We start from the raw sequence: 25,701 nt of genomic DNA on the forward strand, positions 1-25,701 counted from the left end.
CCAAATGTGCGTTCAAATCCCATAAAAAAACAATAGTGAAAGTTCACGATTTGTAACAGACACGCGTCAAAACAGCGTAGAGAGGGGACAATTCAGGGATTATCCCCATAAAAAAAACCGTGCTATTGTCCCGGTTTTTGGTAGAATTTATTGAGCAGGGCGACCCTACTATTGACCCCTGATTTTTTATAGATCTTTTGAGTGTGGGAATCGACCGTTGAATTAGAAATGTGCAACGTTTCCGCGATCTCGGTATAGGTCATTCCTTTGGCAAGCAAGAGACAAACATCGATCTCTCGTGCCGTAAATTGGAAGAGATGGCAGTTCTCCAGGAAAACCACCGCCATCGCTTCCGTAATCTCCAGCATTTGAAAGGGGATGTCCGGTGTTTCCGCCGGCGGTTCTTCCGCCTTATTATTAGAGACATCCCTAACTTTCTTAGTTAAAAGGTAAACTACCAAAAATAAAACGGCCACATTTATAGAGATATGTACCCAGAGCGCCGACAGGTTTCCCGAAATACAATTGTAAATAATGATCAGTAAACACAACATCGTAGCACGCCAGTGCCTGCCTTCACCGGGATGGAAATAAACACGAATAAACTGGAAACAGAAAAGGGAAATATCAAGCAGGATAAATATCCAGGAAATTAAAGGTAATTGAATTTTGATCGTACGCATAAGCAGTTTAAGATTATTAATAAGATTAATTTAATAACCGCTTATTCGCATGGAGAGTAGCACAGTAAAATTCAGATGGGGTAGTCAGATCAATGCGCCTTTTAACCTGCGGAGAAGCAGCTAACCGACAGCAAACCTGCGTTCGCGAGGGTGTCGCCATGTCCGGACAAAAAGGTGCCGCTAAGTACCCCGACTCCAAAACAAGGCTAGCCCGCGCTAACGCAGGCATTACACTTGTCTTCCTTGGTCGATTCAAAAGTTAGCGGCTTTATTTTGTCCGGAAGGTTAGTGAACGCTATCGTTCTATATTATTAAAGACTTATGTCTGTTTCGTATTATCAATTTTAACCAGTTGTAAAGATAGAAAATAGTTAGGGCTTATCAGATAGCGCAGCAAGACTGCTCCAGTTAAGCTGTTTATTGTCAAATGGAATTTTAATTTAAGTATGGTTTTCATAATAAGTTTTTGTAAGAACGTAAGTTCTTAAATTGTTATTAAACCATGCCTCTAAAAAAGTGACTCCAAAGCAAGTTTTAACTAATAAGCAAGTAATCACCTGATTATAAACGGCTTATTTTAAGGGAGTTTATCTTCCTTGGTTAGCTTCGCCCTGGTGTTGCGCAAGGTGCTTTCACTGATCAAAAGATAAGAAGCAACATCCGAATCCACCATCAGCCCACCTGGCAGGTAAAACTCCGGGAAATCCTTTTTATAAAATTCATAAACCAAAGACTCCGCATCCCGTTTCAACAGGTGAACGCGCTGTAAATCTTTATCAGCAGCATCCGCCATCACCAATCTTGCCAGTTCCTCGGCATCAGGAAAAGTAGCATAAACCGTTTTCATGTGGTTGTAACCTATTTTCATCAGGTAAGCGCCGGGAAGCGCTACCCATTCATAAGCCGAAGGCTGCTCACTGGTAAAGCTTTTACTAGCGATGATCGAATCCTTGCCATAGATGCCGGCAACCTGCCTGTCACCATTTTCGCCAAAACCATAACAGGCCACAAAGCCATCAGAAACAAAAATGGCATCAGTCACCGTACTGTTGTGTTCATACAAAATCTCGCGCTCGGGATATAAGCGCCCGGTCATTACTGCCTGCAAAAATTCCCTCAACGCCTCGGGTTGTATCTTATAACTGCATAAAAGTTTAAATAAACGTTTAATGATCTCTTCATGGTTTCTCATAGATTTAGATTTTTAGAATTGGTAGATAGAAATAAAAGTATTAGCGTAAGGATTTCACATAGACGAATAGAATTTGAATGAAAAAGCGCATCCGGCGATCAGTCCGGGATGCGCTCACTTTTTTAACTAACTACTAACTAATTATTATTAACTGTGTATAAAGAACGGAGTTCCGGCAACGCTGACCCTTGTTAGTCCTGGTCATCGTCTTTGGATATTTTATAAGCGATAAAAATGGCAAAGGCTACAATGAGCACTATTCCGATTTTAAAGCTCATGTGTATTGTAATTGTTGTTTCAAATTCTTCAGCATATCGTTTACCATCGCACTCAAATCATATTGAGGTTCCCAGCCCCAATCGTGCCGGGCATGACGGTCATCGACGCTGGCAGGCCAGCTTTCCGCGATCAATTGCCTGGAATCCGGTTTGTAATACATTTTAAATGCTGGTAACTGCTTTTCGACTTCGACCGCTAATTGTTCGGGCGTAAAGCTTAAAGCGTGTACATTATAACCTGTCCTTACCGTTAGCTTTTCGGCCGGAGCATCCATTAATTCCAGCGTAGCCCGTATCGCATCTGCCATATACATCATCGGCAAGGCTGTATGTGCTTTGATAAAGCTGGTGTATTGACGGTGTTTCAAGGCCTGGTGAAAAATATCAACCGCATAATCGGTTGTGCCGCCGCCAGGAGGTGCTGAATAACTTATCAATCCCGGATAGCGTATACTTCGAACATCAACCCCGTACTGGTCAAAATAATATTTACACCATAACTCTCCAGCCACTTTGCTTATACCGTAAACTGTTGAAGGCTCGGTGATCGCGTGCTGCGGGCTAAAAGCCTTCGGGCCGGTTGGGCCGAATACGGCAATACTACTGGGCCAGAATACTTTAAGCTGATCAGATTTGGCGATATCCAGCACATTAAGCAAGCCCTGCATATTTAAATCCCAGGCTACCAAAGGCTGCTTTTCACCATTAGCTGATAACATTGCAGCTAAATGGTAAACCGTAGTGACTTTTTCTTTAAGGATCAATGTGCGCAGCTCTAACTTGTCCATTACATTTAGTTTGACGTATGGACGCAGATTGAACGGCACATCGTTTAACAGTTTGACATCAGCGGCAAGTACACTATCATTACCGTGTTTCGCTTTTAACGCAATGGTTAATTCAGTTCCTATTTGGCCGCAGGCTCCTATGACAAGGATTTTTTCCGCTTTCATTTTTGATACTTTTCCGCTAATTGCAGTGCATTATAGATGTTTACGACACCACCGGTTATGCAATAATTTGTCAAGGCACTTCTTTTTACAACACTTTTCAAGATAATTTCTTTTACCTCCAAAGCGGTTAGCTTGGGGTAGTACTCTCGTATCAATGCTGCTAATCCTGATACAACAGGGCAGGCCATGCTGGTACCGTCGAAATAAGCATACTTGGAGCCGGGAATGGTCGAATAAATTTGGACACCAGGCGCAAAAACATCAACTGATGTTTTACCATAATTAGAGAAACCAGCCTTAAGGTGGTCATCATCTTTTAATCCAGAAGCACCGACAACAATGTATGCACCAGCTATCTTTCCATTAATGTATTTCCTATTGGGGAAATTAGCTGCTGAATCGATGTTCTTATTACTGTTGCCCGCTGCCTGGATCAGCAACACATCTTTCTTTAAAGCATATTGAATAGCTTCATCTACTGCTTTTTTATCCTGGCTATAATCCTTACCAAAGCTCATATTGATAACCTTGGCACCGTGATCAGTTGCATAGCGGATAGCATTTGCCACATCCTTGTCCCGTTCATCACCGTCAGGAACAGCACGAACGGTTAAGATTTGAACATTATCGGCGATTCCGTCAAGCCCAATTCCGTTATTTCTTACAGCCGCAATTATACCAGCTACATGGGTGCCATGTGTGGCATCAGGCCCCATGACATCGGAACTGCCGTATTTATGTTGCTTGCTATTGAAATAGTCATCACCAATAATAATCCTGGGATCGTATCCCGTGTTCAACTGATAATCCGATTGCACTTTGAAGTGCTCCATGGGGCTGTCTAATTGTTCTTCTTTAAAAGATTTATAATCATCTTTCTCCGTGAGGACTTTTATCAGGGTTTGGCAGACCTGGGTTTCGCCCGGCCCTAATGGCTGATACGTTTGGAAATCGGCTAACTTTGGTTCGGGTTTACCTATCTTTTGAACGACACTTTCAAGAATGCGGCGAAAGTTGCCCATTCCATCAACCATGCGCTGCGCCTCTGACAACTGTCTTTGAAGCACTTGTTTTTCGGCATGGTAAGCCAGTAGGTCGGATGCCGGTAATTTGCTGGTATCGCGTTGTTCAAACTGCCGCACCTGGCGGGTGACCTCAAGGTTGTCGTAGTGAACGTTGCCTTTTGGTGAACCGAGATAGCTCCAGCCGTAAGTGCCATTATCAAAAGCTTCCTTTTTAGGGTTGATCCATAAAATGCTTTTCAGGTCCTCATGTATGGTATCTATACCCGCGTCAATAACGGCTACCGTAATTTTAGTAGCTTTCTTGCCTTGAAGCAGGGAATAGGCTTTTTCTGTACTGATACCGAATAAAATGTCCTTTTGCAAATCTTTGTTCTGCCAATTTGGAATTTGTTGCCCAAACACGTTAAAGCAGGTTAAAGTCCCGACGGCGATTAATATAAGTTTAGTCAGTCTGATCATTTTCGTGGTAGCGATTTTGCTGATTTCAATTCCTGCATCATTGTTTCTTGTATACAGCAGTAAAACGGTAAGTATTATTACTTTAATTTTATTTGTGTTGGTTAATGGCCTGCTGAAAAGTCGTCTGTTCTTGCTCACTGATATTTTTCCCATATTTAGTTAGGTACTGATTAGCTGTTGTAACATAATTCGACCAATCTTGCTTATTGTACAAAGCCACTGTTTTGGCGCGTAAGAAGATTTCTTCACCCGCAGCACCATATGTTTTAGCTTTTACCTCAATTGCGTTCCAATCAGGACTTTCACTGGAATTGAGCATTGGCTCCAGTTCACCTTTGAAGATCATGTTCATCATGTTCACTGTGAACTGGCGGTCACCTATTACTTTTTTGAAAGCATCCGCATCATTTTGCATTAAAGCAAAACCCGGATCTTTGGTGCTTTTAGTAAATTGGCTGATATTCTGGATATCTTCGTCGCTCAATGGTAGTTTTAAACTGGCGATGTAAGCATTTCCCGCGAGCACTGCACCTGGTTTATCACCGGCCTGTGTCGCCATCATCGCCATTTTCTTAAGGAACGCCGCATCCCGGTTGCCTTTAATATAATCATCCAGCATGACGCTGTATTTCAATCCGGGTTCGGTCAGGTCCGCATCCTGTGCAGCAACGTCACCCAGATTCGCCATCCAACTTGGGGAATTCACATCCGGGTTCAACTTACTGTGGATTCTCCGTAACTCTGCAAAAGGTATTTTGATCACTTCGCGGTCGTAGGTCATTAGGCCGTTCTGTTCACCTTCCACATCAAATGGTTGGGTATAGATGCTACCGGACAATCCCTCCTGCTGGAATAGTTGTAGGTGCTGCTGCATGACGGTGTATTTGGCTTTGAGTGCTGCCGGTTTCTCCTGGATGTAACCCCATGCGTTACCAGTCAGCCATTGGTGATCGGGGATGAAAACGCCGATGCCACCGAACTCACCGCAAACCTGAGCCTTGCCGGGTTGTTTAATACTCATCATCGGGTCCGGGTAAGCGTGCACGTCGGTCATATCCGCATCTACGTAAGCATCAGGGCTAGGGCTCCTTAATTGTTCGTTGACATAAAGCAGCTCGCCACTATGCCCGTTCAATATTCGGCTCGGGTCGGTTTCCTTAATCCAGTCGGTTAGCCGCTTTTGGTCATATTGTCCCCATTTTTCATTGAACAATACCCAGGTCGTGATACAGGGATAATTATGCAACTGCGCCAACTCCTGCTTACAACCCCGCTCAAAAGCGGCCTTACTACCTTCCGGCAAACCCTGGTTGGGATTCACCATATCCTGCCAAACGAGCATTCCTAACTTATCCGCCCAATAATACCAACGCGCGGGTTCTACTTTGATGTGCTTCCTGATCGTGTTAAAGCCCATGGCCTTGATGGCCTTGATATCAAACGATAAAGCTTCGTCTGTCGGTGCAGTGTACAAACCCTCTGGCCAGAAACCCTGGTCTAAAGTGCCTAAATTATAGTAGGGTTTGTTATTCAGCATGATCCTGTCTAAACCCTTTTCATCTTTACCGATACCGATCTTGCGCATTCCGAAATAGCTATTTACTTCATCGACTACTTTGCCATTCTTCTTTACCCGTACTATCAAATCATATAAAAAGGGGTCTGACGGTGACCATAAATGGGCATTTGGAATTAAGATATGACCATTATGCCAATCAGCAACTTTCTTACCTTTTTCATATGCGGTTGCTTCGACTTGGGTATCTATTTTATCGTCTTGGTTCACTGCAAGGTTTAGCAAGCTTTTATCAATATCAGGCGTTATCACCAAGTTAATTACAGCGTTAACTGAAACTGTTTCCAGCCATACGGTCTGCCAGATACCCGATGTCGGCGTGTAATAAATATTAGCCGGGTTCAATACTTGTTTGCCATGTTGGCCAACTCCCTGGTCAGTCGGATCGAATACCTTTACGGCAATTTCATTTGAGCCGTTTTTCAACGCTGAGGTAATATCAAAACTAAATTCAAAATAACCGCCCTCATGTTTGCCTACTTCGGTGCCATTGACAAAAACCGTAGCCTCATAATCCACCGCGCCGAAGTTTAGTTTTAACCGTTCGCCTGCCTTTAACGGAGGCTTTTCAAAACTGCGTTTATACCACAAATTTTGATTTGGAAGCAGCGCTTTTTTCACACCCGACAAAGCCGATTCCAGCGGATAAGGCACCAAGATCTGCCCGTCAAAATCGACTGGTTTTGCAGCATCTTTTGCGGTAATCGCATAATCCCATAGCCCGTTCAGGTTCATCCAATTAGCGCGTATCATGTGTGGCCTTGGGTAGTCATTTAACGCGTTAGATGTTGATACATCTTTGATCCAACGGGTTTGAATTGTTATGTGTTGAATGCTATAGGATTTTTGAGCAATTGTCCGATATGGGAACAACAAAGTCAGAAATGCAAGCCATAATAATTTTGCTTTCATGTTGTTAATAGTTATTTTAGTTATAATTGAAAAGCTTACAGAAAATGGGTGTAAAAAATCGTGTTTTGTAATCAATCTGGCGCACGGTTTCCAGCATCTAAGTTTTAAATCCAGAATATTTAGTAAAGTCACGGATTAGGGAGCGAACCGACGCCCCCGTATTATATATAGCTTTGCGGTATAAACCTATTTTATGCCGAATAACACCAACCTCACTGAAGCGGATATCCTTCGCTTACTTGATGAATATTTTAAGTCGGGATATTCCCTTGCCGAGTTCTGCACCATCGAAGATCTTGATGAACCAACCGTGCAGAGCTGGGTAGAAAAGTTTTATCCTGACCTGGCCGACGATGGCCTGATGGAGGTAAACGTTAACCCCAACATTCGCGATGAACCTAAAAAACCGGGGCCAAAGAAACAGCCTGCGCTGTTTGCCAAGATCGGTGATATTGAACTTTACCACCAGGTTCCGGCCGCTTACCTTAGATCGCTGAAAGGATGAACGAAATCGTTATGTTCCCCACCACGCTGAAGTACCGGATCTTCCGTGACCCGGTTGACATGCGCAAGAGTTTTGACGGCCTCGGCCAGCTTGTATTCCGGCATTTGGGTAAGTATGGCGATGACGAGCCCATCCTGTTCTTTTTCTTCAATAAGCAGCGCACCTGTGTGAAAGCCCTCTTTTACAATAACCAGATGGTGACCATACTTTATGGCAGGCGTAAAGAGGAAGCATTCAAGCTGCCCGGCTTTGATCCTGATCAAAAAGCCATCGATGTATCGCCGGTAACCATGACTGCGTTACTCCAGGGCCTAACCGTTGTAGGTGCAAAAAGCGCTTAGGTTCAGCCTTTTTTGTGGATAAGTGGATAAAATCCGCTTTTTACTATGCTTGCATAGTATTTGTTTTGCGGCCATCCGTAGCTGATACATTTGAGCCTGAATAACAACCTTTCGCTGCGCCAGCAGTTAAAACTGTCTAACCGACAACTGAACGATGCACTCGAAAGAGAGCAGGCGAAAGATATCTACGTCTCTTTTCTTGAAGGACAGAATACCAGGCTCACTGATCACAATGCTTTCCTGCAAACCACTATCAGGGAACTTAACGAACAACTCGCCGCAAAGGAACAAATGGTTGCGGAACAAACCGCCCTTGCCAATCTTTTGCAGCAGAACTGCGATGCCCTTTCTTCTAAGCTAACCATTCAGGATACTATCCTGGCCGACTTCCAGCAGCAGATCGATACGAAAGACCGGCTGATCGCTAAACAGCAAAAAGATCTGGGTAAGCTTGACCTGGTTCGTCACGGCCAAAGGTTAGCTAAAAAAGACCTTTATGGCCGTAAAAGTGAAAAGCTGCATGAACCCGCTGAACTGCCCGATGTGTTTGGCGATGGTATTACCGACGAAGAACTGGCCGAAGCCAAAGAGGTCTTTTACAAGACCGGCTTTGCCAAGATCGAAAAAACACCTGTTCCAAGTTTACTGGAACAAAATCTGCCTGTTACAACCAAAGTGATCAAACTGGATATCATTCCTGAAGGTGTCCGCCATATCGGTACCAAAACCTCGCGCCGGTTGGTTTATCACAAAGCCTGGACCGAGATACAGGAAACCATCCGCTACATCTACATGCGGGAAGATAAACAGAACCTGCGCTTTGAGAATATTACCGAAAAACTGCCTGCACGTCCGATGAAATGCAAAGCAGACGTATCGGTAAGTGTTCAACTGGCTATTGACCGGTGGTTGTACCATTCACCCGTACAGCGCACGCAAAACAAGTTTGCGCAGGCTGGTGTGCGGGTACCGTATTCTACCTTACTGGATTGGTCTAACGCTGTTCCGGGCGCACTTTCTGCACTGCACCGTTTGCACCTGCGCGACCTGGTAAAGAGCGGCATCCTGCATTGTGATGAAACCGGCCTGACCGTACTGGATAAATCCAAAAAACAGGGCAAACGTTCACACCGCGGGCAGATCCTGGGCCTGATGAACCCATTATTGAACATCGTCGGTTTCCAATACCTAAAAGGCAGAGGGCTTGACGACATCGCTTATGTGCTGCGTGGCTTTAAAGGCTACCTGCATACGGACGGTTACACCGGTTATAACAAGATCGGTAAGCGGGATGGTATCCAGCATGGCCGTTGCCTTGCACATACCCGGCGATATTACTTCAATGCCAGGGACGTTGACAAACGACGGTCGTTCTATGTGCTGAAGAACTTTATCAACCCGCTATATGCCATCGAGCGAAAGTGCAGATCCGAGGGACTGGACTTTGACCAGATCACCGAGATGCGGCAAAAGTATGCCGTACCGATCCTGAGTGCATTCCGCCAGTGGCTGACCACCGAACGAACGAAGGTAAAGGAGCATTCACCTATGGCTAAGGCAATAGAATATACACTTCGCTTGTGGGATGGGATCATGCTTTATACGACCGATGGTATGTTATCTATTGACAACAATTGCCTGGAGCGGGCCATTCGGCCTATCGCTTTGGGCAAGAAGTCCTGGATGTTTGCCGGCAGCCATGAATCAGCGCCTAATGCCGCTGTTATGTACTCATTCTTCGGCACCTGCAAGTTGCACGGTATTGATCCGGAAGCCTGGCTGGCCGATGTATTGAATCGCATTGCGCATACGCCTAAAGAGCGTTTGTCCGATCTGCTGCCGCAATATTGGAAGCTTCAGCGTTTAGCTGCCTAAGCGATTAAATTGACCATACGCTCAAAAAACAGCCTGTCCTGCGATATGCCGAATTCTTTGTGCATGAACTGCAAAGCATCCTCTTCGCTTTTAAAACCTTTGGCACCCATGCCAAAGTTAAGCAGGTGCTCACCGGTCTTTCCGAATTTGATCAGCTGCGCTGGTTTCAGGTTCTCGTTGATCGGATCGAGGAACATGTGCTCAATCTTTTCGACTTCGGCTTCGTCCGCAACAATGCTGACAAACCATTCCACTGCCTGTTTTAGCTTCTCTGCCAGTTCCTCATACTTTGCCCCATCGATATTATCGCTGACCATTAAAAGGTAGTGGGCGAGTTCGTTTTCACCTGGGATAAAATGGCGGAATGTAACTGTGGTACCCGAATAGTTGATCTTAGATACCGGGGTATCTTCGTTCAGGGTCATCATTATGGCGAAGAAGCGGGGCTTTTCGTGGGCATAGATATTGGCCACGACACCCCCTGGAATATCCCGTTTGGGATCGTCACACAAGTAGAACGCCATAATAAGATCAGTTAGTTAATAAGTCCATTAAATCTATGAAAAATCCGCATAGCTATATATAATAAAATAAAGAACGTTTTTGGGCCGCATCCGCGCTAGCCCGGTTGTATTATGTTATTGTTAAATTATTCCGTCAAAACGGAGGCTGTGCTGTCGCTTTTTGCTATTTGTTTAAGCAGGCTGCACATACTGTATATCTCGTTTTCTGTATTATAATAATGAAGTGAAGCCCGGACTATACCTTGAAGTTGGTGCTTTTCCATATAGATCGGCGTTGCCTGGGCACCCCCAAAAGAAACGTTGATACCGTGTTCTACCAGTTTATTCCTGACCAGCATACTATCAATTCCCGCAACCGAGAAAGTAACGATACCACACTTCTCACTGCCGATATCATGAACCGTAACACCGGGAATGCTACTAAACTCGCTTCGTGTAAGATCGGCCAGGTATTGCACCCGCTGCCAGATCCTGTCCACACCGATGTTCAGTGCATATTCGACAGCTTTGCCTAAGCCTAAAGTGAGTGCGCGGCTTTTCTCATAAAGTTCAAAGCGGCGTGCATCACTGCGTAAGGTATAACCGTCCAGGCTGACATTACTTGCTGCAAGGAAGTCCATCAGAATAGGTGATAGTCTATCCTGAACGCTCTTTTTTACAAATAAAAAGCCTGTTCCTCTTGGTGCCCTTAGATACTTGCGGCCGGTTGCGGATAATATATCGCACTGGATCGCTTTAACATCAATAGGATATTGTCCGGCAGTCTGGCAGGCATCGACCATATACAGCACGCCGTACCTGGCAGCTATCTTACCGATCTCATTAATTGGCAGGATACCGCCTCCTGATGACGGGATATGTGTTACCAAAATCAGTTTGGTTCGCGGATTGATAGCATCGACCAGTTCGGCTAAGGGGAAATTGCCAAACTCATCATTATTGATCACCACAACCTTTACACCTTTCTTTCTGACATCTGATAATCCAATCAGATTGGTTACATACTCCATCTCGCAGGTAATGATCTCGTCACCCGGTTCAAAGGTTAACCCTTTAAATGCTGTTCCCCACGCTGCGCTGGCGTTTTCAAATATGGCTACCTCATCCTTACCGGCTCCGATCAGTTCCGCAATAAGACGGTAAGTATCCTCGATTCGGGCTATGTTCTTGTACTCCGTTTCATACCCGCCGTAAGTCGCTTCTTCCTTTAAATAAGCCACAACGGTGTCGATCACTACGTCCGGCGGCAACGATGCGCCTGCATTGTTAAAATGCACCACGCCAGAGCAGCCTGATGTGTCATTCCGGTACTTGTTCAACTCTTCGTTACTAATGTTATTCATATCTTTTCTTTTGCCCGAAGGCTACAAAATCTGCTCTATATTACCAATACCCCTCAGTTCGTTACTTTACAATATTTACACGGGTTTATTGGTTGTCTTTCTTAAGCAAATTTATTGGTACGTTAGTATTTCATTTATTTGCTTCAAATTTTTTGATGCAAAATTTCTTTTTGAATGGCCAGGTTATATCCAATGTATTGCCATCGTAAAGAATTCCATCTTTCATTACATATTTTATGGCTCTTGTATTATGAATATCATCCAATGGATTTTTATCAAGGATAATTAAATCGGCAATTTTACCAACTTCTAATGAACCTATGTCATTCTGTACTCCAAGTCCTTCTGCTCCAGTCAATGTAGCCGCTCTAATGGCTTCAAGGTTAGACATTCCGCCCATTTGCAAAGCCCATAATTCAAAATGGGCACCTACTCCTAAGTCCTCACCATGACTTCCCATCACAATTTTTGCTCCCTTTTTTGACATCAAAGTATTATATCTTGATTCTGCAATGAATGTTGGATTTATAGTGTCTACCCGGTTTTTATTAGCTAAATTTTCTTTAAATACTGCTGCCCATTTTAATTTATCAGTAAATCTCAAAAATTTCGAATCAGTATCCCTTAAATATTTTAATTCGAAATAATACCTTGGTGAATCGTCTATATAGGCTTTGCCACTGTCATACTGAAAAACAGGATCAAGGAAAACTCCTGATTTAGCGTACAATGAAATAACATCATCATAGATATCTCCCCAATCTGGATTATGTTCAATACCCGTACTGCCGTCTTTTATCATTGCTAACTGTTCTAATAAATCACTTGCGCCTTCATTTGTAACATTTAACGACTGCTTCCTTGCGGCATTTAAAAGCCATTGCTTTTGAATCCTCGAAGACAATACATATTGCTTTATTACTGTCGCTCCCATTTTCTTTCTGTTTTCAATAACCACTTCTGCTTCATTTTTGGAAAGTCTTGGATATGTATTAGGTCTTATTGCCCACCCGACTGAATAAAATCTTGGGCCCAACATTTGTCCCGCCTCAATCAACTCTTGATATCCAAACATATCATGACTGGAAGATACGTCACGAGCCGTGGTAACACCATAAGAGAGATCTGCCAACATTCCCCAATATTGCTGAGGGTAAATCTCAACAGGTAAGGGCATGTGGCTATGCAAGTCGACTAATCCTGGCATAACAGTTTTTCCAGATAAGTCAAACACTTTTGCTCCGTTAGGTATTTTTATCGAATTAGCGGCTCCCACACTCTTAATAATACCATCCTCAATGATCAATGTCCCATTATCAATAATCTCGTCTGCTTTCATAGAGATAATCCTCACATTTTTTAGTGCAACCGTTCCCTTAGCGAAAAACTTTGGAACCTTAAGATTGACTTCAATTTCTTGATCTGCAGGAATGTCTACATCGAGAAATTGTTGTCCATCAGGTTTTGCACTTGGATTGGCGTTCAACAAGGAAGTCGCTGCATCAATTATCTTTTGAGGATCAATATTAAAATATTTATTCCCGTAAGACCAAGATAATTTCTTTCCGTGATCTTCCCACGCGGGGTCAAAGCCACTTTTAGCAAAACGAATAATTGGCAGATTCATTTCGCTATTTATTATTACTTGGGGGCTGCCCAATTTTAGATTTGGCACAAGATATAGAGACTCGTTTTTTAAATATACTATGTAATGTTCATCAGGAGAAGGTATCGATTTCAGCGGTTTAATACTTTCGTTGTCATATATCCCAACGGCAAAGTCCGATGTTTTATGAGTGAGTAAATCTTTTACAACTAACTTTGATTCCACAGATGAATTATCTATTTGTCGCGGTTTATATATGACAGACTTTCCATCAAATGAGAAAACTGGATTATTATATAACGAAATGCTATCCGCCAACTGTTCACAATGTTTATCTTTTAAAGATAAACGTATCAATTTTCCATTTTCACCAGGTGTCTCTCGGCCACCTAAATGCGGTTCTCCCTTCACAAAAATTAAGTATTTACCATCTGGCGAAAAACACGGTGATGAATATTGACCTGAGATTTTTGTGATTTGGACTGGATTACCTCCTTTGCTTGATACTATCCAAACTTGTCCACCTTTATTGTCGCTCCAAGTTACATATGCAACCCACTTACCATCTTCAGAAAATGTTGGATGAAATTGAGCCTGGTCTTGGTTGACAAGGGTTCTTGGGATCCCATGCGGATAGCTCATGGTATAAATGTGTTCTAAGGCCGAGAAAATAAGTGTTGATCCGTCCGGACTTCTTCTCGCGTCCCGTATATAATTAACCTTTAAAGAATCATGTAATAGACGATGAGTATTATAAATCTTCTCGCCAACCAAATCAAAATTGACATTTGCTGAAAATGGTATTACTTTTTGTTCTCCGCTTTCTATTGAGATTTCCCGAATTTTTCCCCCATACCCAATAAGTAATTTTTTAGAATCAGAGGAGAATGAGTAATGTTGATGTCTTAACCCTCCTGGAGAAAAAATTCCTAAGGAGGCTAATAAACGTTCTTTTTTATTGGAGATATCATATATCATTAAACTATCTGTGGGCCTTTGTAATTTCTCAGCAATATATGTCAACCATCGTCCATCTGGTGATACTCTTACGTTTGAAAAATCCTGCTTATGTCTTGCAGTATATATTATCGTCTTCGCTGAATTTATTCTGTTGTATTTTATGATTATTGTGTTTCCATTAAGATCAAAATCTGAGTAGTACATAAATAAACCGTCAGATGAAAAGCCTATAAAACTGTCGACAGGCATATTAGAGTCTGGCAATCTCTCTTCACCTCCAATTAATGGATACACCATTTGATCGACAGATACCGCAAGTCCATCTGGTGTCCATTTTGGCGCATTAAATCTTGCATACAAAGGGAGCTTGGCTTTGGTGAGCAATCGCTTAGATTTTCCTGTAGTATCCATAATATGAAGGCCATACCCACCTGATTCATCGCTTATATAAGCTATTTTTTTTCCATCAGGTGACCAAACAGGAGAGCAATTCATTGCCATACCACGAGTAATTTGAGTTGCTGAACCGCCAGTGATAGGAAGCTTATATATATCGCCAAGCAAAGTAAAAAGAATCAACTTCCCATTTGGAGATATGTCTACATCCATATTGCTGCCTTCGCTGGTTGTAAACGATATCGTTTTACCGACGCCCATAGGCAAAGATTTAAACTTTGCAATCGGGTCGACTATGTTTTCTTGAGCGGTTATGTTATTGGAACCAAATAAGACAAATAAACACAATACGGAAATCCTGACAATTATTTGCCTAATAAGTATGTTCGTTTTCATTCCTTTATATTTTTGAAGTTCAATTCAAATACCTGTGCGACGTCACTTGAGTAACGAAAACTACCAAGTACGTATTCCTTTCTCCATTTTTGATAAGTTCGCTTTGGCTTCACTGTAGCCCTCTTGAATATAAATTGCTTTCTTTTCTAAGCTAATTGCCTGCTTTTTATCACCGAGCTTATAAATGAGATTTGATTTGGTATCGAGAATCGCCGAAGACTCATTTTCTGGTACCAAACTGAGCGCCTGATCACACCACCTTACAGCGCGATTAAGCTCATTTTTATTGCTGCTTTTATGGAAAATGTCAAAAGCTGTATTATTCAAGACTAATACAAGCGGCATTCCGGTCAAATATTTTGACGAATATTTGTCTATTTTGTCACAAATATACCGAGTGTAATTTTTGTCATTTTTTATCTGGAGGCTGTAATAAGCCATTGCATTAAGAAAAATTTCGTCCGAAATACTAAAGTTAAAATCTTTACTTATTTCGTCAATCTGGTCATGGATTTTGGGCTGACTTTTGGACGCAATGGCCTTTTCTATTTGTCTATTAATTTTTTTTAAATAAATTCTTTCTGTCAAAAAGACTCTTGTTCGCCCTTTATTTTTAAATGTAGAATCGATAAACAACTCATTATTAGCAATCAATTTCAAATAATTGTAAGGGATATCGACATCAAAATTTAATAACAACTCTAAACCAATTTTACTTTGTTTTTCAATTGTTAATTTATCAGCGACCGCCCTTTCACAATATGCTTCCGCAATTTTGACTAATACGTCTCTGATATCATTTTTCTGTGCCGTTAAAGCCAATTTCTCCAAGCTGTCTAAATTGAGTCGTCTTTCTCGGAAGGCAGTGATTTTAGTATAATAATTACTGTCTAAACTTAATACTTTGTTTAAATCCGATAAAAACTCCATTTTGCTTCTATACCCTTCAATTTTCATAACCAATTCCCCTTCGGGTGATAAAAAAATCAAAGTAGGCAACGACTTAATTTTATAGGTGCTTTTTAGCATCGCGGTAAAATTTTTTGCCATTGTGCTATAGTTTCTTGTTATTTTTGAAGAATCCATTTGAAGTTTAAAGGAAACGAAGCTACTATTGGCTAACTTACCTATTGATTCATTTGAAAACACTTCATTATCCATCTGCTTGCATGGTATGCACCAATCTGCATAACAGTCTAAAAAAAAATATTTGCTTTGATTGTTTTTGAACGATGGAACACTGCCTTCGGATTCAAACTTTATGCCTTGTGCGGTGCAGAAACAAGAAGACAATAATAATATGGGAATTAAGACCTTTTTCATTTAATATGCTTTAAATTTATTTTTGATATAAAAAAACTGTCATGAGCACGTTAATTCTATAGGACACTACACACATGGGGTTAGCATCCCGAAGCTTGAAAATCCAGCAAATGCTGATGTTTCCAAACTTCGACTACATGTTGTACAATCGTGAATTTTTCCTTCTTAATATCCGGGAGTTTGAGTTAAGGTCGGAGCTCGTCCCAGTTCGCTATTGGATAATGGGAATAACTGTTGATATGAATGCCAAGTTGAGGCTTTCTCCGCAGGTGAAAAAACACTCATCACAGCATCAATATTTCCAGTCCGTTTTAAATCCATCCAACGATGTCCCATCTCTGTAAAGAACTCCAGCCTTCTTTCCTTTAATATCGCAGCTTTTAAAAATGCAAAATCGGAGCTGACAATTAAAGATGCACCTGCACGAGATCTAATCATGTTTAGATCATCCCGACCTTGAATCTTCGAAAGATTAATTCTTGCTTCAGCCCTTATTAGATAAAGGTCGGCAAGCCTGAACAGAGTCTGATATTCTGTGGTTGGGGTGACATTATCATCAACTTTATATTTATAAGGAAAATAATAGGTTTTAGCAGGACTTACAGTACTGTCTGTATAGGATTTCGTCCAATTAAGCAAGCGCTTATCGAAAGATTCAAAATTACTTAGCAAATCTGAACTTAAATAAACCGGATGAGAGTCACTCAATCCAGTATTCGTTAGATTGAAAATGACGCCATCTAACGGATTCAGATTATTTATTACATTGGGCTGAAACTGCCAAATTGCTTCCTGATTGTTTGCCAAAAACACACTATTAATATCCACTAAATTATATAGGGAAGATTGATCGATTACTACAGAAGCTTCTGTTTCGGCTTCGGCCCATTTACCCTCATATAGGTAAACTCTTGCTAAAAGTGCTGCCGCTAACCATTTAGTAGGACGTACTCTTTCTGTTGTGCCAGGTTGTAAAGCACCACTTAAATATGATGAACTAAGCAAGCTTTTTGCTTCAGTTACATCATTTACTATCTGATCATAGACAGCCTGTTTGTCAGTTCTTACTAATGAACTGTTTTTAGTGTAATCCGTCGTTAGAGCTAACGGCACATTACCGAAATGATTCACAAGATAAAAATATAATAGAGCCCGCATGAATTTGGCTTCCCCCATTAACTGAGTTTTAACAGCGGGGCTTAACTTTGCCGACTTTGTACTATTTAAGGCTTCAATAACAAGATTACAGGTATATAAATGATTGTAGCTTGTGTACCATAGTCCATCGTTTGCTATATTGCCAGAAAGGTTATTCTTGAAAACCGCAATCAATGTGTTGTCTATTGAACCTTCCCACAAAATCATGTCATCAGCCGAAAGACTATCCCAAAATGATAGCGTATTGAAATTCTGCGAGCCACTTAACAAGGGAGTTGTACTCATGTCTAAGTACATCCCGGTCATCACCCCAGCTGCTGTTACATCATCATTAAAAACATTTTCGATCGTTATTTTATTTGTCGGCGGCTCGATTTCCACTAATTTCCGACAACCAGGTATAGTTACCAATATGACAATGAGTAGTATATATAATACTCCGGTATTATATATATGAGTTATTTTATCTAATTTCATTTTTAAAGGCTAATGTTAATTCCTAATGCTATAAGTTTTAAAGGAGGGAGGCTGTATGCGCCACTTTCGGGGTCAAGTCCCTTGTAATTTGTAAACGTCAAGATATTTTGTGCAGAAACTGTCACCTTCATTTGGCTTACCCCAAGCCGCTGAGCATATTTCAATGGCAACTCGTAGCCCAAAGCAATATTTTTGAGCCTTATATATGACGCGTCGCCGATGACGGCGTCACTTCCTTTCATATTAAAATATGTACCAAGAAGCGCCGAGTTTGAATTAAATCTTTGAACAGACGCCTGATCACCTGGTTTTTGCCACCTGTCAAGTACATATAAGGGTTGATTCATTCTTTTAGCACCCGGAATAGAAATTCCACCCATCCCTAAGTCAACTCCTTTTTGTTTTACAAATTGAAAAAAGACGTCCAATGTTAAATTTCCAAAGGTTAATGAGTTTTGGAAACCGCCATAAAATCTGGGAGTGTTATCGAAGAAGCTAATTTGGTCCGTACTGTAATTGGGTGACGTTGTGATATTTCCACTTTTATCTAAAAACGTATATTCGCCGGTCGAGGGATCGACCCCATGAAATTTATATAATCTTTGAATAGATATTGGTTGCCCTATAATTAACGTGTTTGCGTAAGATGACTGTGATAAATTTGGAAATTCAAGAAGCTTATTTCTCCCAATGGTAACGTTTAAATTAGTTGTCCAATGAAATCGTTGCCTTTTGATATTTGTACTATTAAGGCTAAATTCAAGAGAGGTATTTTGAATTTTCGCGGGGAAATTGCTAGTTATAGATGAAAAGCCGGTCATTGCTGGTAACGAGTATCCTAACAATTGATTACTGGATCTATTTCTCGCATAGTTCCCATTCAGCAATAATCGATCATTAAAAAAGCCAAGGTCTAAGCCAAAACTTATTTTAGTGGTCTCCTCCCATTGCAAATAGGGGTTAGCAAGACTATTTACATAAACGCCTTTAGCATCCTGATAGGTACCCGGAGCAGCTTGAAAAAGGCTTAAGGTTGAGTAATCTGGGATTTGGTCATTACCTGACGTTCCATACGATAGTCTGATCTTACCAAAGCTTAAGAATTTAAGATTGTCTTTTACAAGATTTTCATTAGAAAATATCCAGGCGGCACCTGCTGCAGCGAAATTATGAAAAAGGTTATTGGTCCCAAAGCGACTGCTGCCATCACGTCTGGCGCTAAAATTCAAAATATAAGTATCATCTATATTTAAATTAAGCTTACCAAATAAAGCATTATAGCTATATTTATTATAAACATCATTCTCAATTGTGATGTTTTGTGCATTTAAAAGGCTTTCCATGGTTTGATCGCTGATGAAACCCGAACCGTGTATAGTTTGCCCTATGCCCGATGTACGTTGCAAAGTAGATCCTACCAAGAAATCAATTCCTATTTTTTCAATATGCTTATTAAACTGCAACTGGGGCTCCACTATCCATGAAGACTGTGCGCTATTACTAAAATCCGCTACTCGGGTGTAGATCACCCGATCAGCAGGGGGAACTGTTGATGAGGGTGCTGGCGAGTATTCATCAATTTGTAATCTGTTATACCCGAAATTGCTAAGAATTCTCAATTCGGGAATGATTTGATAAGAAATATTACTACTTGAAACCAAACTTTGGCTGTTCGCTCGATAGGGCGAAGTAATGTTAACTAATGGGTTTAAAAAAGTAGACGCCCCAGAAGAATTTAACTGCCAGTTTAGTGTCCCATCGGGATTATAAAGTCCTGGTGCATTAGGTGCAAGAGTTAAAGCGGTGCTCGTTAAGTCAAGCCTCGGTAACTTATTTTGGTCAGCCAAGTAATTTGCAGTAAACGAAAGCTTAAATTTCTTATTCGAAGAGTTTGTGTTTAAGTTTAAGTTTACTCCTCCTTTTCGATCGCTTAAATTTTCGGAAAAAACCGAATTCTCGTATCTATAAAAGCCTCCAATTAAAAAACTTACGGTTTGGCTTCCCCCAGATAAATTCCCGTTGAAATTTTTGTAATTGGATGTGTGACCAAGTAGGACTTTTTGCCAGTCGGTATATTGATTAATATTTCCCCACGCACCGTTAAGATCGTAATCAGTTGAACCAAGACCAGCATTATCATTTGCTTTAGCCTCACGCCGCATTATCAAATATTGCTCGGTGTTTAATAATTTCATCCGACTCGTAACTTGTCCCCAGCCTGACTGCGCATTAAAATCCGCTTTTAGTTTGCCGGCTTTTCCTGATTTGGTAGTAATTAAGATTGCTCCATTTGCAGCACGAGATCCATAAATTGCAGTAGCATCTGCATCCTTCAATATATCGATGCTTTCTATGTCGTTAGGATTAATAAAACTTAATGGGTTTATTGAACCACCTTCTCCGGGTATATTTCCAAGTGTATTAAGAGGCCCACCATTAGTTGTAGGCAATGATTGGCTTATATATGGAACACCATTAAGTACGTAAAATGGGGCATTACCTGCATTAATACTATTTAGACCCTGAATTTTAATGTTTATAGAAGAACCAGGCATGCCATTTGTTTGCGCGATTTGCAAGCCAGGAATTCGTCCAGTTAAAGCCAACATTGGGTTGTTAACAGGCTGATTTTCGATATCCTTAGCTTTAATAGTAGAAATATTGCTAGTGCTTAGCCTTCTTGAAGTTATGCTATAAGCTTGAATTTGAACTTCATCAAGTTTTGAAGTAGCTACTTGTAATTGAATAATCTCCAAGTCTTTTGCAGCTAAAACTTCTTTAGGATTATAACCAATGAAGCTTATTAACATTTCTGTTCCTTCATTAACATTTTTCAAAATAAAAACACCTTGAACGTCCGTTAATGTTGCCTGTTTTCCATCCTTTGTTTTAACAGTAGCCCCAGCAACTGGCTTATTACTTTCATCCACCACACGCCCATGCACATCAATAGGATCAAAAGCAGGTTTGACCTTGTCAAGAAAGGAAGGTTCCTCTTTCTTCCTGATAGTTATGCGGTTATCATTGATCTCGTATGTAAAGGGCAAATCTTTTAATACTGATCGTAAAGCATCTTCTACAGATACGTCGGTAACGGAAATGCTTACACGCTGATTGGGCTTAATTGCTTTCCCATCATAGAAAAAGTCGTAGCCACTCTGTTTCCTTATTTCCTTAAAAACAGATTCCAGCGGAGTATTGCGCTGATTTAGAGTAATACGCTGCGCAAAAGTCGCGGCGCTAACCTGAATAAGTGATGCTATTAATATAACGGTGGTTAAGCGCATAATCAGCCATATTTTGTGGCATAGCCTTTCAGATACACCGAGTTTCCTGGTATAAAATTTATACATTTGTTTAGTTTGGTTTATGCAGGCTGCCTCTTGCTTCGAAACTTGGGCATACTGCGGTTAAACAGTTGATTTCATATTAATTGTCCAAACGGCGACCAGGGGTGTTAGTAGCACTTCTGGTTTTTTCGCTTTAGGTCTGTTTTGCTATTGTGCTCAAGAGGCCTCCGGCGTTCGTTTTAAACCGAAGCTTTATCGTCGTAAATATCTTATCATCTTCTGAATGGTTTAGCTGTGAATGAATCTGTGAATAATCTTTTCATAGGAGATGATGTTTTTTATAACTATTTTGAGATGTATATCTTTTTACCTTCCACCTTAAAATGCACCAAGCCGGAAGATTCAATGAACTTCAAAACAGCCGATAGTTTTTGTTTCCTTGAAATCCAGCCACCTGTTTCTATATCCTCCGGTACTGATTTATCATAAACCACTTCCACATCGTACCAACGGGCAACTTTTCGCATCGCAACCCTAAAATCCACATGATTTAAATTAAAGTCGCCATCTTTCCAGTCTGTGATATTATCTGCATCAACAACGGCCACTTTAATTCCAGCCCCATTATTAACCGCCTGCTCGCCGGGTTTGATGATTTGCTTATAAGTACCTGAAGTAACTTTTACGGAACCTTCCAAAAGAGTTGTAGCTATAGCAGGTTCATCCTTGTAAGAATTGATATTGAAATGGGTACCCAACACCTCTACGTCCTGCTTTTCGGTATGTACTATAAAAGGGTGGGCTTTATCTTTCGCCACCTGAAAATAGGCCTCACCAGTCAGGCTGACCATACGTTTTCCGTTTTCATTAAGATTGGTATTATAAGTCAGGCTTGATGCGGAATTTAACCAAACCTCAGACCCATCCGGTAATTGGACTTTATACGTTTCTCCATTGTCGGTGGAAAGCGTATTTACTTTATTGACTTCTGTTGTACCCTCGACTTGGTAAACCAATTGCCCGTTTGCCGTTTTAGTTATGGTCACACCAGCCTCTTTGGCTAGTTTCCCATTAATTGCCTGGGTCAATATGATTTTTTTGCCATTAGCTAAAGTCAGCGTAGCACCCTGATGACCCGGTGCAACATCATTAGCGACCAATTGGGTATTGTTTTTTGAAGGTTTGTTTTGGCTATAATAGAACAGGCCACCAGCTACTATCAAAATAGCTGCCGCTGCCGCCCAGCGTTTGAAGAAAGGATAATTTGATTTTTTAATAGCGGGTTGCTGAACTCTGATAGCAGCCTCGATATTATTGTAAACCCTGTCAATCCGTTCAGTATCCTGAATTTCAGGTGTAGCGTTATTTTTGAGCTCAGCCTGCATTAGGGCTGTAATTTTATCATCTAAGCTATTATCCTTAGTCAGTTCAAAATAAGCCGCTAACTCTTCCTTACTGGCAGTCCCGTCGGCAAGCTTCTTGAAAAGGTAGGCAATATTTGATTCGTTCTCCGCCATAGCTTATCTAATAATTGTGTTATAAGTGAATAATGTCGCCATTTATCTCTAAGACGTAAGTACTCAAACGCAACTACTATTCGCGATACCGATTTTTTAACAAAAAAATAATGGGAATTTAATTTCGCGCTATTTTCGGGTAAGAAAATAGAAAACAGCGTAGGAAAACAGGTCTGCTCTCTTCTCCATAAATGTACGTATGTGCTTCATCGCAGATACCATTTGGTTGGCAACAGTACTTTTTGAAATATCCAGCCGCTCAGCAATCTGCTCATGGCTTAAGCCTTCCACACGGCTTAAGTGGTAAATCAACTTTCGTTGCTGCGGTAGTAAATTAATAGCCTCTTCCAGTACGGCAGCGCTATCGTTATAAAGTACTTTTTCTTCGGTTTCGTTACTTAGCTCTGTGGATAAATAAGTAACTTTTTCCAATAACCGCTTATTACTGGCTATCTTTCGCTGGTAATCCAGCGTCTTATTGCTCGCCATTTGAAAGATATAAGACGACTTATTGCTGACATCTACCAACTGTTCACGCTTTGCCCAGAGCAAAATAAACACATCCTGTATGATCTCTTCCGTAAGTTCGGGTAAACGAACCATCCGGTCAACAAAAGGGAACAGCCGTGAACTGTAATATCGGTAAATGGATTCGAAAGCACGTTCATCGCCCTCAGACAGTTGCTTAAACAGCTGCTCCTCGTTCAATAAATATTGGCTCGCTTTCGACATGATTTACCTGTTCCCTTGCTTTAAATTTACGCAAAATTTACGGCAATGTTACTTATAAAATCTTTAAAAAGTGACAGATTAACCTATGATTGAAATGTTTACAGAGAAATTGTTTGCTCAGGATAATCCTTCTTTTTTTGATTAATTCGCTTCCCAGCTGACTTAACGTTGTGCTGAACATTTTTCCTTTTTACTGGCTTTTTCTTCTCGTGAGCAGGCTCGATCTCCGGCTTCAATTTATCCAGTTCCGACTTTACCAGATTCGCCACTTCCTTTTTGACCTTCTCATAACATGCCATTACATCCTCCTGAGTAACTTTTTCAATAACAGGAATGTCCCTGTAATTTTCTTCTTCCCGTTTTATGGCGGCATGGTCATTTTGTATTTCGTTGTGAAACATTTTGAGCGCGATCTTCTGCTCCGGGTTATCAGCAACGAAGCCCACAAATTCACCGGAAGAAAGAGCAGCTATCTTTGATGCCGGTATCGCATAATCCATTTGCGTAGATTTAGTAAAAGATGTGTCCGAACCACTAATGTTCCTACTTTCTTTTTCCTGCTTGATCTTGCCAAAGTTTTCACTTAAGGTTTTGGCTGTGTCGCCCGTAACCTGCCCGCTAATCACATTGCCTACAATCCCGGTAATTACATCCGCCTGTTCCGCTCCGTAATCCTTTTTTAACTGGCTGAAATCCTGTACCGCCAAGGTAGTCGCTACCTTATTGCTGCGGGCAGTCGCAATCAGGCTATCCATATTGTTAAAATAAATAGTCGGGAACTCGTCAAATACCAGGCTGCTTTTTTGTTGACCTTTGCGATTGACCAGCTTAATCATACGAGAAATATAAAGTGATAACACCGCACCATAGGTTTGCAGCTTCTGCGGATTATTACCCACGCAAATAATCTTTGGCTCATCAGGATTGTTAACGTCCAGTGTAAAATCATGCCCGCTCAGCACATAGTAAAGGGATGGAGAAGATAAACGGGCCAATCCGATCTTTGCGCTGGCGACCTGTCCCTCCAGTTGCGCTTTGGCATTGTTCTGATGCGCAGAAATAAACGGATTGATCAATACCTGTATTTCCGGTTGCTGTTTAAGAATCGCGAATAAGGGGTCATAATCTACCTGCAACAATTCAATAACGTGTGGCAAAGTACAATATTTACCATCCTTGTATCTTCGCAGGTACCAGATGATAGCCGTTAGAAAATTGATCGGGCTTTCTACAAAGAAATCACCTTGCTTTTTGATCCACTCGCGGTTTAAACCCATCATAATGGTACGGCTGGCCTCGGTCGCATCGGTCAGGTCGTCCATACTTAGCGGATCGAGCGGATTACAACGATGGGTACGGGTTAAATCATCAAAGTTAATCAGGTAAAACGCTGGCTGGATTTTATAGTGATGCCGGTATTGCAGCAGCTTGTTATAAGCGATCTTAGATAGGTCATCGAATTTAAAATCATACAGGAACATCGTAAAACCTTTTTTGATGTGCTGGTCGATAATATGCCGGATCACAAAATAGGACTTACCCGCGCCCGGCGTACCCGATACCAACAATCCCCTGAACGGGTTAATGACGTTGATCCAGCTATCCCTGATTTTATCCTTTAGCCTATATTTTGCCGGCAGGTTGATAGAGTACTCATTTACCAATAGTCGTTCTTCCTGCGGAAAGGTCTCGTTTTCAGTATTGAAAACATCCTTAGTCAGGCTGATTTTGATTAGCCGCGATAGCCAGGTGCCGCCGGTTAAAATAAGCAGGTAACCCCCAAGCGATAAGCCGATATACCAGACCGCTGTAAAGGTTGTGCCATTATGCAGGTAGAACACAAGCGGACTAAGCAGGTAAGCCAGTAAGCCACAGGACAGGTAGGCAACAATACTGTTCTTTTTGATTTTCTCGTCCTTTTTGCCTTTTACGCCAAGCAGGGAAACTACTAACAGTAACAATGCCGCCAGTTTGGGTTTTAGTATGCCGGTAAACAATCCTGTTCCCACCAGGTTGCCAATTAAACGATTGGTGAGATCGGCTGTCCAGCCCCAATATAGGAACGCCTTGTAGCAGATGATATAAAAATGTATAGCTAGTATAGCCAGGCTAATTAGTCTGGTCAGATCAATAATCTTTCGTAATCCTTGCGTATCTTCTCCTGTATTCATATGATTAGC

At 41.3% G+C, this 25,701-nt stretch carries 17 protein-coding genes; 3 read left to right on the top strand and 14 right to left on the bottom strand.

From position 1 onward, the window contains the following. Positions 1-122: 122 nt before the first annotated feature. The 5 genes from MUCPA_RS35935 to MUCPA_RS10130 form a co-directional block, all read right to left on the bottom strand. Positions 123-683, bottom strand: coding sequence for a helix-turn-helix transcriptional regulator (locus tag MUCPA_RS35935; protein WP_008506186.1), 561 nt, complete (start codon positions 681-683; stop codon positions 123-125). A 577-nt stretch (positions 684-1,260) separates the two neighbouring features. After that, a complete protein-coding gene (locus tag MUCPA_RS10115; RefSeq protein ID WP_008506187.1) occupies positions 1,261-1,875 on the bottom strand; it encodes a Crp/Fnr family transcriptional regulator in 615 nt (204 codons plus the stop codon). A gap of 274 nt (positions 1,876-2,149) precedes the next feature. Further along, positions 2,150-3,106 (bottom strand): NAD-dependent epimerase/dehydratase family protein, encoded by a 957-nt coding sequence (locus tag MUCPA_RS10120; RefSeq protein WP_008506189.1) that lies wholly within the window; start codon positions 3,104-3,106, stop codon positions 2,150-2,152. Then, positions 3,103-4,494, bottom strand: a complete 1,392-nt coding sequence (locus MUCPA_RS10125) for a S8 family serine peptidase (protein ID WP_233276852.1) — start codon at positions 4,492-4,494, stop codon at positions 3,103-3,105. The genes MUCPA_RS10120 and MUCPA_RS10125 overlap by 4 nt, the downstream gene beginning before the upstream one ends. Before the next feature lie 184 nt (positions 4,495-4,678). After that, a complete protein-coding gene (locus tag MUCPA_RS10130; RefSeq protein ID WP_008506192.1) occupies positions 4,679-7,078 on the bottom strand; it encodes a glycoside hydrolase family 2 protein in 2,400 nt (799 codons plus the stop codon). A gap of 193 nt (positions 7,079-7,271) precedes the next feature. Here MUCPA_RS10130 and MUCPA_RS10135 point away from each other — a divergent pair, with 193 nt between their 5' ends. From MUCPA_RS10135 to tnpC, 3 genes are all read left to right on the top strand, one after another. After that, entirely contained in the window at positions 7,272-7,583 is a 312-nt protein-coding gene (locus MUCPA_RS10135; RefSeq protein ID WP_008506194.1) for a hypothetical protein, read from the top strand. Next, positions 7,580-7,924, top strand: a complete 345-nt coding sequence (tnpB, locus tag MUCPA_RS10140; RefSeq protein ID WP_008506196.1) for an IS66 family insertion sequence element accessory protein TnpB — start codon at positions 7,580-7,582, stop codon at positions 7,922-7,924. The genes MUCPA_RS10135 and tnpB overlap by 4 nt, the downstream gene beginning before the upstream one ends. Positions 7,925-8,014: 90 nt before the next feature. Next, on the top strand, positions 8,015-9,799 hold the full coding sequence (gene tnpC, locus MUCPA_RS10145; RefSeq protein ID WP_008506198.1) for an IS66 family transposase: 1,785 nt from the start codon (positions 8,015-8,017) through the stop codon (positions 9,797-9,799). Here the strand turns inward: tnpC and MUCPA_RS10150 are convergent. The 9 genes from MUCPA_RS10150 to mobC all read right to left on the bottom strand — a co-directional run bounded on the left by MUCPA_RS10150 (position 9,796) and on the right by mobC (position 25,692). Continuing rightward, the gene (locus MUCPA_RS10150) at positions 9,796-10,323 is read right to left on the bottom strand and encodes a hypothetical protein (RefSeq protein WP_008506200.1); all 528 of its coding nucleotides are present in this window, start codon (positions 10,321-10,323) and stop codon (positions 9,796-9,798) included. The genes tnpC and MUCPA_RS10150 overlap by 4 nt on opposite strands. A gap of 125 nt (positions 10,324-10,448) precedes the next feature. Then, positions 10,449-11,666, bottom strand: coding sequence for an aminotransferase class V-fold PLP-dependent enzyme (locus MUCPA_RS10155; RefSeq protein WP_008506202.1), 1,218 nt, complete (start codon positions 11,664-11,666; stop codon positions 10,449-10,451). A gap of 130 nt (positions 11,667-11,796) precedes the next feature. Beyond that, positions 11,797-15,024: an amidohydrolase family protein gene (locus MUCPA_RS10160; protein WP_008506204.1), complete on the bottom strand. Its 3,228-nt coding sequence runs from the start codon at positions 15,022-15,024 to the stop codon at positions 11,797-11,799. Between the two features lie 60 nt (positions 15,025-15,084). Beyond that, positions 15,085-16,347, bottom strand: a complete 1,263-nt coding sequence (locus tag MUCPA_RS10165) for a thioredoxin family protein (protein WP_008506206.1) — start codon at positions 16,345-16,347, stop codon at positions 15,085-15,087. 165 nt (positions 16,348-16,512) lie between these two features. Next, positions 16,513-17,982 (bottom strand): RagB/SusD family nutrient uptake outer membrane protein, encoded by a 1,470-nt coding sequence (locus MUCPA_RS10170; RefSeq protein WP_008506209.1) that lies wholly within the window; start codon positions 17,980-17,982, stop codon positions 16,513-16,515. A gap of 2 nt (positions 17,983-17,984) precedes the next feature. Further along, on the bottom strand, positions 17,985-21,335 hold the full coding sequence (locus MUCPA_RS10175; protein ID WP_008506211.1) for a SusC/RagA family TonB-linked outer membrane protein: 3,351 nt from the start codon (positions 21,333-21,335) through the stop codon (positions 17,985-17,987). Between the two features lie 281 nt (positions 21,336-21,616). Beyond that, positions 21,617-22,789 (bottom strand): FecR family protein, encoded by a 1,173-nt coding sequence (locus tag MUCPA_RS10180; RefSeq protein ID WP_008506213.1) that lies wholly within the window; start codon positions 22,787-22,789, stop codon positions 21,617-21,619. 129 nt (positions 22,790-22,918) lie between these two features. Next, positions 22,919-23,521: an RNA polymerase sigma factor gene (locus MUCPA_RS10185; RefSeq protein ID WP_008506214.1), complete on the bottom strand. Its 603-nt coding sequence runs from the start codon at positions 23,519-23,521 to the stop codon at positions 22,919-22,921. A gap of 98 nt (positions 23,522-23,619) precedes the next feature. After that, the gene (gene mobC / locus MUCPA_RS10190; protein ID WP_008506215.1) at positions 23,620-25,692 is read right to left on the bottom strand and encodes a conjugal transfer protein MobC; all 2,073 of its coding nucleotides are present in this window, start codon (positions 25,690-25,692) and stop codon (positions 23,620-23,622) included. Positions 25,693-25,701: the final 9 nt, after the last annotated feature.

The organism is Mucilaginibacter paludis DSM 18603, assembly GCF_000166195.2.
GTDB classification, from domain to species: domain Bacteria; phylum Bacteroidota; class Bacteroidia; order Sphingobacteriales; family Sphingobacteriaceae; genus Mucilaginibacter; species Mucilaginibacter paludis.

Excerpts from the sequence above, each read along its gene's own strand:
- MUCPA_RS35935 (WP_008506186.1), bottom strand. The coding sequence starts at position 683 with ATGCGTACGATCAAAATTCAATTACCTTTAATTTCCTGGATATTTATC.
- MUCPA_RS10115 (WP_008506187.1), bottom strand. The coding sequence starts at position 1,875 with ATGAGAAACCATGAAGAGATCATTAAACGTTTATTTAAACTTTTATGC.
- MUCPA_RS10120 (WP_008506189.1), bottom strand. The coding sequence starts at position 3,106 with ATGAAAGCGGAAAAAATCCTTGTCATAGGAGCCTGCGGCCAAATAGGA.
- MUCPA_RS10130 (WP_008506192.1), bottom strand. The coding sequence starts at position 7,078 with ATGAAAGCAAAATTATTATGGCTTGCATTTCTGACTTTGTTGTTCCCA.
- MUCPA_RS10135 (WP_008506194.1), top strand. The coding sequence starts at position 7,272 with ATGCCGAATAACACCAACCTCACTGAAGCGGATATCCTTCGCTTACTT.
- tnpB (WP_008506196.1), top strand. The coding sequence starts at position 7,580 with ATGAACGAAATCGTTATGTTCCCCACCACGCTGAAGTACCGGATCTTC.
- MUCPA_RS10150 (WP_008506200.1), bottom strand. The coding sequence starts at position 10,323 with ATGGCGTTCTACTTGTGTGACGATCCCAAACGGGATATTCCAGGGGGT.
- MUCPA_RS10155 (WP_008506202.1), bottom strand. The coding sequence starts at position 11,666 with ATGAATAACATTAGTAACGAAGAGTTGAACAAGTACCGGAATGACACA.
- MUCPA_RS10160 (WP_008506204.1), bottom strand. The coding sequence starts at position 15,024 with ATGAAAACGAACATACTTATTAGGCAAATAATTGTCAGGATTTCCGTA.
- MUCPA_RS10165 (WP_008506206.1), bottom strand. The coding sequence starts at position 16,347 with ATGAAAAAGGTCTTAATTCCCATATTATTATTGTCTTCTTGTTTCTGC.
- MUCPA_RS10170 (WP_008506209.1), bottom strand. The coding sequence starts at position 17,982 with ATGAAATTAGATAAAATAACTCATATATATAATACCGGAGTATTATAT.
- MUCPA_RS10175 (WP_008506211.1), bottom strand. The coding sequence starts at position 21,335 with ATGTATAAATTTTATACCAGGAAACTCGGTGTATCTGAAAGGCTATGC.
- MUCPA_RS10180 (WP_008506213.1), bottom strand. The coding sequence starts at position 22,789 with ATGGCGGAGAACGAATCAAATATTGCCTACCTTTTCAAGAAGCTTGCC.
- MUCPA_RS10185 (WP_008506214.1), bottom strand. The coding sequence starts at position 23,521 with ATGTCGAAAGCGAGCCAATATTTATTGAACGAGGAGCAGCTGTTTAAG.
- mobC (WP_008506215.1), bottom strand. The coding sequence starts at position 25,692 with ATGAATACAGGAGAAGATACGCAAGGATTACGAAAGATTATTGATCTG.